Raw genomic sequence first — 13,365 nt, forward strand, 5'->3', positions numbered from 1 at the left:
CTCGGGGCCCCCTCTGGGGATTAGGGGCGATGGGGACTGGGAAGAAATTTCTCGATCAAAATCCCCATTACCCCTTATCTCCAGAGGCGGCACCGAGTTCCCTAATCCCCAGTCCCCATTCCCCAGTTCAACAGATAGTACAACTTCTCCAAGTTCAGTAAACTTAATCGCATTGTTGAGGAGATTCATTAAGACTTGGCGCAGACGTGTCATATCGCCGATAATCTGGGTGGGAACTTGCGGATGGATTAGGTAAGCTAGTTCAATGTCTTTTTGGGCAGCTTTAGGGGCTAATAAAGAAATAGCCTGTTCTACACAGGCTCTCAAATCAAAAGGCTGTTCTTCTAATTCCAGCTTTCCCGACTCAATTTTAGAGAAATCTAGGATGTCGTTGATGATGGTGAGCAAAGCATCTCCGCTACTGCGAACTGTTTCCACAAATTCTTGTTGTTGGGGCGTGAGGTCAGTATCCAGCAGTAGATCGGTCATGCCAATAACAGCATTCATTGGAGTCCGAATTTCGTGACTCATCATCGCTAAAAACTCACTTTTTGCCCGATTTGCGGCTTCTGCTTGACGTTTTGCCTGCTCTAAGGCAAAGTTTTTCAAAGTAAGTTCTTCCCGTTGGCGCGTTTCTTGTTCTAGTAAGTAAGCCTGTGCTAAAGCAATACCCAGTTGAGCCGCCACTGCTTCTAGTAATTCGATTTCGTCTTGTGTCCACTGGCGAAAATAGCTGCACTGATGTAAGCCGATCGCACCATTGGGTTCTCCTTGATAGGAGGTGCGGATTGACAGCATAGACTTGATCCCAATTTCTCGGCAGATAGGTTCAACTCCCTGGAGTAAAGGATCGACATAGACATTTGGAGAAGCGATCGCTATTTCTTGTGCCATCATCTGCTCAACATGCGGATTGTTGCTCATAGGAACTTCCAATTTCAACATGGAGCAGTAACCGGGAAGTATATTATACTCTGCTACTAAGGGGATTCGGGGTGTGGGGTCGCTAATGTAAGAATGAATCAGACACCGTTCAACTCCAAATGCTTGTCCAATTTGGGTAGCAGCCGTCTCAAAGATTTTGCTGGCATCAAGACTTTGACGAATTTCCTGAGTAATTTGCTCAAGTAGTAGGGTTCGATGCAATTGCCGTTGCAGTGCTTCTTTTGCTCGTTTGTTTTCGGTAATGTCGTGATTTATGCCAACAGTGGCAACAGTTTCTCCTTGTTCATCCTGTAAAGAGATTATAGTTGTTTCGCAAATTCCCTCACTGCCATCTTTACGAATAAAGTGTATTTCCCCTGACCAGCGTCCTAGCTGGTTGATTGTTTCGAGAATTTTGGTGCTTAATGTTGCGGCTACTTCTGGCTGATGCAAAATACTGATATGTTTAGCCAAAATCTCGACTTTGGTATAACCAAACATGCTTTCGGCAGCAGGATTCCAGTCAATAATATTTCCGGTTAAATCTGTGATAATTACGCCATCATGCATATTTTCAAAAGTGAGGGCTTGCCGACGCAGACTAGCTTCGGCTTGCTTGCGGTGGCTAATATCTGTCTGAATTCCAATAAAGTGGCTTAAATTGCCATTTTCGTCATGGATAGGAGAAATACTCAATTCATTCCAGAACAAATTACCATCTTTTCGATAGTTGCGAAGAATAACTTTGCAACTTGTTCCAGCTTGAATAGATAAGCGTAATTCATTGAGTGCTGATTGCTGGCTATCTGTGCGTTGCAAAAATCGACAGTTTTGCCCAATCACTTCATTAGCACTGTAGCCTGTTATTTGCTCAAAGGCATAGTTGACGTAAATAACTGGATTGCAGGCAAGTCTAGCATCGGCAATAATAATTCCATTACTGGTAGCAGCAAGTGCCCTTTCCCTGAGTCTCAAGGTTTCTTCAACCTGCTTTAAATCAGTAATGTCAAACATAAACCCCCTCAACATCGTAGCAGTTCCTGCTTCCTCAACTACGCTAACAACGTCTCGCAGCCAGACAACTCGCCCATCAGCTGCTAACATCCGGTACTCCAATTCGTAATTCTCGCACCTAGCAGTTGCTTCTCGGCAAAAACCAATGGACTTTTCCTTGTCATCTGGATGCAGATGATCGATCCAAAAGTTTTCTTCGTACCATTCTGCGATCGCATAATTTAACAAGCTTACTGCTTGCGGCCCAACGTAAGTAAATCGCCAAGTTTTCAAGTCTAATTCCCAAGGGATAACCTTGACAGTTTCCAGTAACCGTCGCAGACGGTTTTCGCTACCGCGCAGGTCAATTTCTACTTCTTTCTGTTTAAAAATCCTGTGAGTTAACTCCTGATTTATTGCTGTTATATGCTGGTTACTTGCTTTCATAGTTAGAGCAAAACATATTGACAATATCAGTGTAACAACAAGCAATAAGCCTGCTATCAATACTAGTTGTGTTAACAACCCCGGAGTTTGGATGGAAAGTCTCTGCCAGAGTAGGACTACAGACATTGAGAAGAGAATCCCCAACAACAGAGCTAGTAATTTTCGTTTGTGGAAAAATATCACAGCTTTTAACCAGTCATATCAGTGCTGTTTGACCATTTTTTAACCCTCCAGCACTTTCAGGGTTAGCTTTTACTTTTAAGTAATCTGAAATATCAATGGCAAGGGGGCAATTACGGAAGTTTTTTAATATATAATATTGGTAGAAAAATTTAATAACTTCTGGTTCTACTTAACTAAGTAGCCGAGAATAAATCGAAGTAATTTAAGTAATGTAAAAAATATTGAAATTAGTTTATAGCGAACAGTTTAGTGTTGACTATAAACCCTTAAAATTAGCTTGACAATATGCTCGTTGGTAACATCCAGAATTTTGAAGTGAAGGGTGAATTGCCATCTGGAGTTTTAAGCAATGTCTTTGAAGGGCTACGCCTACACATTAGACCTCTTGCATAAATCAAAAATACAGAATCCCACCCCGACAAAGCATAGCTTTGTCGGGGTGGGGTGTTAAGCTAAACCACATCTAGTTTGCATATCTAAAATTTTTATAACTCTTGTGGGGTGGGCAGGATGCCATTGGTGTCAAGTTAAAGCCTCAGCCCAGATGTCAAGTGACCTTAAGGCATTGCGCCGATGTCGTTGACCAATGGCTTTGACCAAGCCCATAGAACGCTGATGTTCAACCAACCTTCGTAATGAGTTGTAGTTGTGGGTTTTGCGTAGCGTAGCCCGGTGTTTGATAAACAACTGAGCAGGCAAGCTCTCTAGGCGTTGAGATAACGCTTGCCGACTTACTGATATTGCCTCTACCCACCCCTTCCACTTCTAGGCAGCGCAGCACATCTGTTAAGTAATGTATTTGTCGGTACACTAGACTCAGTACTATCGCTGTCATCATTGGTAGAGTTAGTACGCGATCGCGCAAACTACGCTCTTTTTCTTTTACCCCTTTGAGATTAGCAAATGTCCCTGGAGTTACCAGTTCTAGCAACCGTGATTCGATCTCTTGACTTGTTGGGGCTGGGCAAGTTACCCGATGTCGAAAGTCTGGATTTCCTTGTTTTTTCTGTGGCTTACTCAATGGTTAAACTCAACACCCTTGTGTTGAGTTTAACCATTGACTTTTACCCAGTTGACAAGATTCTATTTTTCTTAACTTGATACCAATGGAAAGATATCCACCACTAAATCATTATGTAAACAGAATAGTTATTATAAATAAAAACTTATATCTGACAAAATAAGTAAAAATAAGAAATCATATTGTAAATACAATAGTATTCATAAATAAGAGTTTATATATTAGAAATTATTCCCATAGTTAAGAAAAATAGATAAATTTTTCCTTATGCATCCAATCTAATATTTGTTTAATAATTGCAAACTCTGAGTGAACTAATTTGGCTTCAAAGGCTGTAAACTGATTTCAACAAGGTGAATGATGCCTCTGTTTCAAACGAGAGCAGAGCCAAAAAATTAACCGAGTGTTTATACAAGTAGCCAGGTCATTGATGAAATGGCTGCGTTTACATTGGCAAATATAGCTTGATTAATCGTTAGACAATGCAAGAGAAACGTTGTGTTTCTTGCCTCAATTGTCATAGCTATAAAAAATAAAATTTACGTTTTCAGGAGATATTTATGACAGAATTTTTTAATCAAATTTCCCGTCGCAAATTCATAATCACAGCCGGAGTATCTGCGGGAACTGTATTCCTTAAAGGCTGTTTGGGTAATCCCCCTGACAACCTCACTGGCGGAAGCAGTCAAGCACAACCAACCGCTCAATCGGTTGTTAATATTAGTCCCGAACAAACACCAGAAACTACTACAGTTAAGCTAGGATATATACCCATTGTAGAAGCGGCTCCTTTAATTATTGCGAAAGAAAAAGGCTTTTTTGCAAAGTATGGCATGACTGATGTTGGTCTTTCCAAACAAGCTTCTTGGGGTGCAGCTAGAGACAACGTAGAAATTGGTTCGGCGGGTGGTGGGATAGATGGCGGTCAATGGCAGATGCCAATGCCACATTTAATTTCAGAAGGTTTAATTACCAAGGGAAATAAAAAAATCCCTATGTATGTCTTATGCCAATTGATTACACATGGAAATGGAATTGCGATCGCAAACAAGCACCAAGGCAAAGGTATTAGTTTACAACTCGCTGGCGCTAAGTCTTTATTTAAGGAATTAAAATCTTCAACCCCCTTTACTGCTGCATTCACCTTTCCCCACGTCAACCAAGATTTGTGGATTCGCTACTGGTTAGCAGCAGGTGGCTTAGATCCAGATGCAGATGTCAAGTTGCTGACAGTACCTGCGGCGCAAACTGTCGCCAACATGAAAACAGGAACAATGGATGCCTTTAGTACAGGCGATCCCTGGCCATATCGTCTGGTGCAAGACAAAATTGGCTACGTAGCAGCATTAACCGCAGAAATTTGGAAAAATCACCCTGAAGAATACGTCGCCATGAGAGGCGATTGGGTTGATAAAAATCCCAAGGCTACCAAAGCGATTTTAAAAGGAATTATGGAAGCCCAACAATGGTTAGATAATTTTGATAATCGCAAAGAAGCGGCTAAAATTCTCGCTGGACGGAATTATTTCAATCTTCCTTCACCGGAAATTCTAGCCGATCCATACCAAGGCAAATATGACATGGGCGATGGTCGCAAAATTGATGATAAATCAATGGCAGCTTACTACTGGAAAGATGAAAAAGGTAGTGTTTCCTATCCCTACAAGAGTCATGATTTATGGTTCATAGTTGAAAACGTTCGCTGGGGATTCTTACCAAAAGATTACCTAGACAATAATGCTGCCAAAGCTAAAGAAATTATCAACAAAGTCAACCGTGAAGATATTTGGAAAGAAGCTGCCAAAGAAGCTGGAATTGCTGCTGCTGATATTCCCACAAATACATCCCGTGGTGTAGAAGAGTTTTTTGATGGCATCAAATTTGACCCCGAAAAGCCAGAAGAATATTTGAAGAGTTTGAAAATCAAAAAAGTCAGTATTTAGAGGCACGATTAAACTCTTGTAGAGACGCGATTCATCGCGTCTCTGACAAATAACAAATAAAATTTGCGGAGAATACAACATCATGACAATAGCTCAAAAACGTCCTGCAAGCCCTAGATTAAGTAATAGCTTTATATCCGGTCTGAAAAAGCAATTTCCTGACCTAATACCACCAACGATCGCGATCGCAATTTTCCTGACTATTTGGCAACTCTTCTCTTGGACTCCAGGCGCTACATTACCAGGGCCAATACAGGTTATTCAAGACACTTGGATTCTCATTTTCTGGCCATTTTATGACCGGGGTGGTCTTGATAAAGGTTTATTTTGGCAAATTCTCGCTAGTCTGCAACGGGTTGCGATCAGTTATACCTTAGCTGCGATCGTTGGTATTGGCTTGGGCATTTTGATTGGTGTCAATAAAACCATGTCCAAAGCTTTAGATCCCATCTTCCAACTACTGCGGACTGTACCACCTTTAGCTTGGGTTCCGATTTCTTTAGCAGCTTTACGACAAAACGAACCCGCCGCCTTATTCGTAATTTTCATTACTGCGATTTGGCCCATCTTAATTAACACTGCTGTTGGCGTTACCCAAATTCCCCAAGATTACAACAACGTCGCCAAAGTTCTGCAACTTAGCCGCAAAGACTATTTCATTAATATTTTGATTCCTGCGGCATTACCCTACATTTTTACTGGGTTGAGAATTGCGATCGGTTTAGCTTGGTTAGCGATTATCGCCGCCGAAATCGTCATGTCCGGTATCGTCGGCATCGGCTTCTTTATCTGGGATGCCTATCAAAATAACAACGTCAGCGAAGTAATTTTAGCTCTAGTTTATATCGGCATTGTTGGCTTGATTCTAGATAAAGCGATGGGTTGGCTGCAAAACAAGATTTTACCAGCAGAGCAAAAATAGGGAATGGGGACTGGGAAATTTAATTTTTCTCAATCCCTAATCCCTAATCCCTAATCCCTAATCCCCAGTTCCTTTTACCTATTTTTCAGCAACCCAAGTACCATGAAATCCATAAGGCGCTCGTTGAGGAATTATCACCCGCGCTACAGGTTCAGCTGTTAAATCTTGGGCATTCACCAATACTAATTCTGAAGTGTTTGAATTCTCATCGTGGATGAAAGTCACAAGCCAACCGTCATCCTCAGCAATTGCACCAGGACGCGGCGCAAATACAGCTTCACCGCCATAGCGTCCCTGTCCGAATTCGTGGGTTTGGGACTTTCCACTACTGAAGTCGTACTTAATGATGCCTTCAAATAAAGGTAGGGGACTATTCGCCATTTTGTTGGTATAGCCATATCGGGTTTGCCGTCCCAATAGATTTTCGTTGATGCGAGGAAATTCTGAAGCTACATCGTCCAACATTTCTTCACGCACTGTCCCCGTATTGAGGTTAAATCGCCAGCGATACAAGCGCGGGATATTTCCTTCTGGGTCGGGTTGCGAATCATCAGAACTCAAAACACTTGTAGAACTCATGCGACAGGCAATAAGCACTACTTCATCGCCGTCTTCGTAAGCGTTGAGAGTATGGAAGACGTAGCAAGAGGGACTTTCAAACCATCGGATATTACTGTTGTCACCATGACGCGGTACAATTCCAAAACGACTGGGGCGATCGCGCTCAAACATCATAATGGGTTCTCCCCGTTGCGATCGCTCGGCACTAAAAGTCAATGGCAAATCCATGAAAATCGTGTAGTTTTCAGTGATGGCGAAATCGTGCATCATCACTCCTATTGGCAGGTCAATTGGTACTGTCCGCAATAGTTCGCCTTGTGCAGAGACTACACTATATTGTACGTATGGTGGTGCAAACAAAGAATAGCCAAAGAAGACCATTTCGCCCGTAACTGGGTCTACTTTGGGATGGGCTGTGAAGGCAGAAATCAGCTTATCATTGTAGGTATACTCGCCAATAGTTTCTAATTCAGGAAGCTTGATGGCGTGAGGTTTACCTCCCTCGTTCAGCGCCAACATTTGACCAGCGTGCCAAACTAAGGCAGTGTTGGCGGTATTTTTGTAGCCACTGTGGGGATTATCCTTTCGCCGTGGTTCTAACAATCCTGTCCAAAGAGCCTTACCCGCTTCTCGTTCTTTTTTCCACCCGGCTGTCTGGATGTAACGGTTACGATAAGTCGCTACGCCGTTGCTAATTTGTACGCCATGCAACATCCCATCTCCGTCAAACCAGTGATATTGACCGATGGGTGTCCATTGAGGGTTAGGGCCATTCCGTACAAATATCCCTGATAAGTCAAGGGGTAATTCACCAATGACTAGCAATTTGTCGGTGGTGATTTCTTTACGGATTGGAGCAAAATTGCGATCGAGATATGGATTGACTGCTATTGTTGCCATTTATAAAATCTGGTAATGTGATGTACATGGCTTTTGCTGACTGATAACATTGATTGCTATCTTCAACCAATCAATATAAGTCTGTTCTCTACGGATCGCTAACTCTAGCACCAGCCTTTGCATTACTTGCTCGCGGTTGGCAGACTCATCACCAAGTGATGGCAAATCAATGATTTCACATTCAGCAAGCTTTTTGATTCGAGCCGCCAATTGTTGCTCTAGTAGATGAATAATGGTTTCATTCGGCAATTGCTCTGCAAAATGCAACTGGAGGAGCAAAGGTTCTCGTATAGTCGGTAAGGACTGATGAGTCTCAAGCCATCGGGTAAATTCGGCTTTCCCTGGCTCCGTTACACAGTATACTTTGCGGTTGGGGCGATCGCGTTGAATCTCAATTGTACAGGTAATCCAGCCTTGCTCAACTAGCTTATCAAGAGTTCTGTAAATTTGTGCCTGGTCTGCTGGCCACAAATGGGCAATACATCGATCGAAGCAGATCGTTTTCAGGTCGTAGCCCGTCATTTCTTGCTGCTGAAGAAAACCTAGAATTACGTATGCTAGGGACATTTAAGACAGTTTTCCCATAATTGACATTTCCTCAATAGGTTTTACACTATGTACTTTTTATAATTTTATGCTAATATATGATTAATCCAATATAAGATATAACCGCTATAAAAAGATATGTTGATTGTAATACGTCTTAACAAGGAAACCGAATACATAAACTGAGGTTGGGCAGATGGTTAATGGTGCTGTTTGCACAAAACAGTGAGGAAGTGGCTATGGATATTGAGCAAAATTGAAACTTTAATTACGAATTACGTTCGCGCAGCGACTCGTAAAGAGCATCATTACGAATTATCTGTTGAGTATCACTCCTGTACTTCTACGGAAAGTAGAGCTTTTTGCAGATAAAGCAAGGAGCGTCTACGCCACCATTAAATATGCTACTTATTGCTAGCGAATCGCTCAACAAACTAGTTGTTCGTTAAATTCTATTCGTGATGAATAAGCTGTTCCACAAATAATCTCGCATAATTAGAGCGCTCATGTTGCCCACCCCACAAGAGTTTGATTTAATTCGATTATGGAATTTAGATGTTTTTCAGCTTACCAACAAAGACTATTGTAACGAGAGGATGAATAACATTGACTTCAAATACACTTTCAGAAAGAATACGTCAACATCAATATTTACGTGATTTACGCAACAAATTACTCCACCTTCACAAGATGTTGCTGGACACAGAACGCATTGCCTACGAACAGGTTAGTGGACGAGTATCAAGCGGAGAACTTCTTCAGCTAGTTATCGCTCACGAACAATTTGCTTGGCTACATCGCATTTCTGAAATGGTTGTGCAAGTTGATGAAATGCTCGAAGCAGATGAACCGATATCAATGGACGACTTTGAAAAGTTGATTGCTGATGTCCGCACGCTGATTATACCGTTAGAAACGGGTAATACTTTCGAGAGAAAGTATTACAACGCTCTCCAGCGCGAACCTGCTGCTGTGTTGGCACATGCGGAAATATCAAAGTTTCTCATGACTAAGATTTAAGGGTAGCTATATCAAGCTAAGTTGCAAAAGGCGGGAATTGCAGAGATGTTTAGCCAAGGATGAGAGGCTGTGATTTGCACTGAACCGTATCATTAGGCATTGCTCACAGTTTCCGAATCTGATTTGAGTGAATATTATGCACCAATAGCTAGAGCGATCGCTCTAGCTATTTTTATTAGCCAACAGCAAGAATTTCCTTCCATACTCACCAATGCTCCATTCTATCGCGATCAAATTATTTAGCTGCGATCGCAAACAAGACAGTTAATCTGAGATATCGAACAATTAGTTTGCAATACTTAATATTAGATTATCTAATAATTAGTTTTTCATGAGATTGTGTTTGTCAGTACATATTTTTTTGTGTGCATCGTGTAGACTCTATGTGCGGAGTAAGATTGCTACATAAATTTATGGTAATTCGAGCGCCAAGTAGCAGCAACCCTAGTTTTGCTGTGGTATTAACCTAACTTACAGTTTGGTTATTTGATTCCATATAGAGCAACTGAAGCGTAAATTTTAGTTGTTTTAAAAGCATTCCATTATTAAATTTCAGTGTTGAGTTAGCAGTAAATGCTAGCCCAAAGCTTTGTATGGAAAGGATTTGATCGATCTGCCATCTGAGTATTTTTTGGGTGGATATCGGCAGTTGAAAGCAAACATGTTGTCTACTCATTAGACACTAGCCACGTAGCCATAAGGGTTTGACAAACAGTTAGGAATTAGCCAAGCGATCGCTGATGTTACATAAAAAGCCATTAGCTATACGCAAATCAGCGATCGCATTATAGAAAAGAAAAAAATTATGAGTACAACACGCAAATTTCGTTTAGGTGCATTCATTCAAGCCACCGGTCATCACATATCCTCTTGGCGACACCCTGATGCACAAGCAGATGCTGGATTGAATTTCGAGCATTACAAGGAGATTACCCAGACTGCCGAACGCGGCTTGTTTGATGCAGTTTTTCTCGCAGATAGCCCAGGAGTCTGGGGTGACGCTCCCGGAACTCAGTATCGAAACGGTAAAATGGCGCATTTCGAGCCAGTCACTCTTTTCTCGGCTTTGTCCTCCGTTACCCAAAACATCGGCTTCATTTCCACCGCCTCGACCACTTATGAGGAACCCTACACCCTGGCTCGGAAGTTTGCCTCCCTGGACTACTTGAGTAACGGCAGGGCAGGCTGGAATGTAGTCACCACAGGCAATGAGAACGCCGCCCGTAATTTCGGACTTGAGCATCACCCAGAACATAGCCAGCGTTATGAACGCGCCGAAGAGTTTGTGGAAGTGGTGAAAGGACTGTGGGATAGCTGGGAAGATGATGCTTTCATCCGTGACAAAGAATCTGGTGTCTATTTCGACCCGGACAAACTGCATACACTCAACCATAAGGGCAAATATTTCTCCGTACAAGGCCCTTTAAACGTTGGTCGTCCGCCCCAAGGCTACCCCGTTATCGTTCAGGCCGGAGCCTCGGAATCGGGACGGGACTTAGCTGCACGCACCGCCGAGGTGATTTTCACCGCCAATCAAACCTTAGCTGATGCCCAAGAATTTTATGCTGATGTGAAAGGGAGATTAGCACAATATGGGCGATCGCCAGACGATCTCAAAATTATGCCTGGTGCTTTCCCAATTATTGGCCGTACCGAAGCAGAAGCTCAAGAGAAGTACGAATTCCTGCAATCGCTAATTCATCCCGATGTCGCTTGGGGGATTTTAAAGAACTATTACAAAGGTGTGGATCTGTCGAAATATTCTTTAGATGATGTGGCTCCCGAACTACCCAGCGACACCAACACAAATAAGAGTCGTCTCAAACTAGTCAGAGATTTGGCGACTCGTGGCACGCTCACACTGCGCCAGTTGTATCTTTCTCTTGCCACCGCACGAGGACATCGCACCATCCTTGGTACACCCGAAACCATTGCCGATCAGTTAGAAGAATGGTTCAACAATGGTGCAGCAGACGGTTTTAATATCATGCCGCCAATCCTTCCCACAGGATTAGATGAGTTCGTTAACTTAGTCGTTCCCATCTTGCAAAAACGCGGATTGTTCCGTACCGAATACGAGGGTAGTACCTTGCGTGAAAATCTAGGATTGCGTCGTCCAGTCAATCGTTTTGCAGCAAAACAAGTGGACAAGAGCCTCGTGTTAGCGTAAATAAATTTTTCAAAGATGCTTAAGCCATGCCTTTTAAACCGCACCTTCTGTAGATCGCCGCCCTACAGAATTTGAAAATTGTAGAGAGACGCGATAAATCGCCGTCTCTACAGAAAATGTATTTGTCAATAGCAGCATTGGATGCTCGGAAAAATCTGTAATTTTTTAAAGGAAAAAACATGACTGAATATAGCCGATTAAAGACCTCACGCTCCGCCGCAATTAGAGCGACTCTTGATTATCCGGTAATCGACACCGACGTTCACACCAATGATTTCACCCCAGCTTTTGAAGATTACATTGCCAAGTACGGCGGTGTGAAGCTCGTAGACGAGTTACGTAAAACCGAAGCTTCCCGTCTCAACTCCAAAAGTAATGGTAAAGACTGGTATCAACAAACCCCTGAAGAACGTCAATACAACCGCACCATCCGATCGCCTTGGTGGGCTAGAGTTACTAAAAATACGTTGGATCTCGCTACTTACACCCTCCCCGGACTCCTCTATGAACGTCAAGCGGAGCAAGGATCGGACTATTCGGTATTGTTTCCGAATAATGTCCTAGCACCGGCTGGAGCCAGCCCAGAGAATCGTCAGGCACTGCAACGGGCGGTCAATCACTATCATGCTGATATTTATCGGAAATATAGCGATCGCCTGACACCGGTAGCTGGTATTCCTTTAACTACTCCCGAAGAAGGCATTGAGGAGTTAGAGTTTGCAGTAAAAACACTCGGCTTAAAAGTGATTAATATCACTGGTGGGGTGAAACGACCGATTAAAGCGATCGCTGATAAATATCCAGCCGATAAATTCCCCGAAATCGCCAAGTATGCTTCTTATATCGACTTCTACGGATTAGATAGTGAATACGACTACGATCCATTCTGGGCCAAAGTTGTGGAATTAGGCGTACCCGTTACCACCCATTACGGCAGTCAGGGTTGGACTGGACGCTCTTCCATCAGTAACTACATGAACAACCATATCGGTCACTTCGCCGATGGTTCAGAAGCTTTTGCGAAAGCGTTGTTCTTCGGTGGTGTTACCAAGCGTTTTCCACAATTGCGTGTAGCGATGCTGGAAGGTGGTGCAGATTGGGGTGCGCGTGTCTACATCCATTTGGTGGATCGGTTCTTAAAGCGCAATATCAAGGCACTGGAAAACTACAATCCAGCGTTGACAAATGCCGATGAGTTGTTTGAAATATTTGAGCGCTACGGTGCAGAAGTTACTCAAGGACATTCCCTTGATAAGGATGAATTGACTAAGACTGTACTGGGAGCTTCATTTAGCCGTCATAGCCGTGCGCCAATTGGTAGCGAATTGGACGATTTTGCCGCAGCAGGGATTGAAGCAATTGAAGACATCCGCGATCGCTGGGTGAACAGTTTCTTCTTTGGTTCCGAGTCCGACGATCGCACAATTGCTACGGCATTCAATGACAAAGCCAATCCCTTGGGAGTCAAGATCAACGCCATCTATTCCTCCGATGTTGGTCACTGGGATGTGCCAGATTTGACTTCCCCCTTGGCTGAAAGCTGGGATTTGGTTCAAGAAGGCGTTATTTCCGAAGCCGACTTTAAATCATACATATTCGCTAATCCCTACAAGTTTTACACCCAAGCTAACCCCGAATTCTTCAAGGGGACTGCGATCGAATCCAAAGTAGGTAACACCGAATTTAAACAAGTGGATAAAAACCTAGTGGTGGCGTAAAAGCCGAGATGAGGGCG

General features: G+C 42.9%; 10 protein-coding genes. 6 read left to right on the forward strand and 4 right to left on the reverse strand.

Annotated features, from left to right (window positions below; all coding sequences use genetic code 11):
• Together CDG77_RS07070 and CDG77_RS07075 are read right to left on the reverse strand one after the other, a co-directional pair.
• Window positions 1–2,364, reverse strand: a 2,364-nt coding sequence (locus CDG77_RS07070; protein ID WP_223269728.1) for a PAS domain S-box protein, incomplete at its 3' end; no start/stop codon positions are given.
• 802 nt (window positions 2,365–3,166) lie between these two features.
• Entirely contained in the window at window positions 3,167–3,568 is a 402-nt protein-coding gene (locus CDG77_RS07075; protein ID WP_094328693.1) for a hypothetical protein, read from the reverse strand.
• Between the two features lie 560 nt (window positions 3,569–4,128).
• On the opposite strand from CDG77_RS07075, the gene CDG77_RS07080 reads away from it, so the two are divergent.
• Together CDG77_RS07080 and ntrB are read left to right on the forward strand one after the other, a co-directional pair.
• Window positions 4,129–5,511 (forward strand): CmpA/NrtA family ABC transporter substrate-binding protein, encoded by a 1,383-nt coding sequence (locus CDG77_RS07080; RefSeq protein ID WP_094328694.1) that lies wholly within the window; start codon window positions 4,129–4,131, stop codon window positions 5,509–5,511.
• An 82-nt stretch (window positions 5,512–5,593) separates the two neighbouring features.
• Window positions 5,594–6,433 (forward strand): nitrate ABC transporter permease, encoded by an 840-nt coding sequence (gene ntrB / locus CDG77_RS07085; RefSeq protein ID WP_094328695.1) that lies wholly within the window; start codon window positions 5,594–5,596, stop codon window positions 6,431–6,433.
• 78 nt (window positions 6,434–6,511) lie between these two features.
• On the opposite strand, the gene CDG77_RS07090 is transcribed toward ntrB, so the two are convergent.
• Entirely contained in the window at window positions 6,512–7,894 is a 1,383-nt protein-coding gene (locus tag CDG77_RS07090) for a carotenoid oxygenase family protein (RefSeq protein WP_094328696.1), read from the reverse strand.
• Window positions 7,895–8,461: a PadR family transcriptional regulator gene (locus tag CDG77_RS07095; RefSeq protein ID WP_094328697.1), complete on the reverse strand. Its 567-nt coding sequence runs from the start codon at window positions 8,459–8,461 to the stop codon at window positions 7,895–7,897.
• A 585-nt stretch (window positions 8,462–9,046) separates the two neighbouring features.
• Between CDG77_RS07095 and CDG77_RS07100 the strand changes: the two genes are divergently transcribed.
• From CDG77_RS07100 to CDG77_RS07115, 4 genes are all read left to right on the forward strand, one after another.
• Window positions 9,047–9,460: a hypothetical protein gene (locus CDG77_RS07100; RefSeq protein ID WP_181154100.1), complete on the forward strand. Its 414-nt coding sequence runs from the start codon at window positions 9,047–9,049 to the stop codon at window positions 9,458–9,460.
• Between the two features lie 99 nt (window positions 9,461–9,559).
• Window positions 9,560–9,703 (forward strand): hypothetical protein, encoded by a 144-nt coding sequence (locus CDG77_RS36270; protein ID WP_181154098.1) that lies wholly within the window; start codon window positions 9,560–9,562, stop codon window positions 9,701–9,703.
• A gap of 562 nt (window positions 9,704–10,265) precedes the next feature.
• Window positions 10,266–11,630, forward strand: a complete 1,365-nt coding sequence (locus CDG77_RS07110) for an LLM class flavin-dependent oxidoreductase (protein WP_094328700.1) — start codon at window positions 10,266–10,268, stop codon at window positions 11,628–11,630.
• A gap of 179 nt (window positions 11,631–11,809) precedes the next feature.
• The gene (locus CDG77_RS07115) at window positions 11,810–13,348 is read left to right on the forward strand and encodes an amidohydrolase family protein (protein WP_094328701.1); all 1,539 of its coding nucleotides are present in this window, start codon (window positions 11,810–11,812) and stop codon (window positions 13,346–13,348) included.
• Window positions 13,349–13,365 lie beyond the last annotated feature (17 nt).

Source organism: Nostoc sp. 'Peltigera membranacea cyanobiont' 213, assembly GCF_002245975.1.
Lineage (GTDB): Bacteria > Cyanobacteriota > Cyanobacteriia > Cyanobacteriales > Nostocaceae > Nostoc.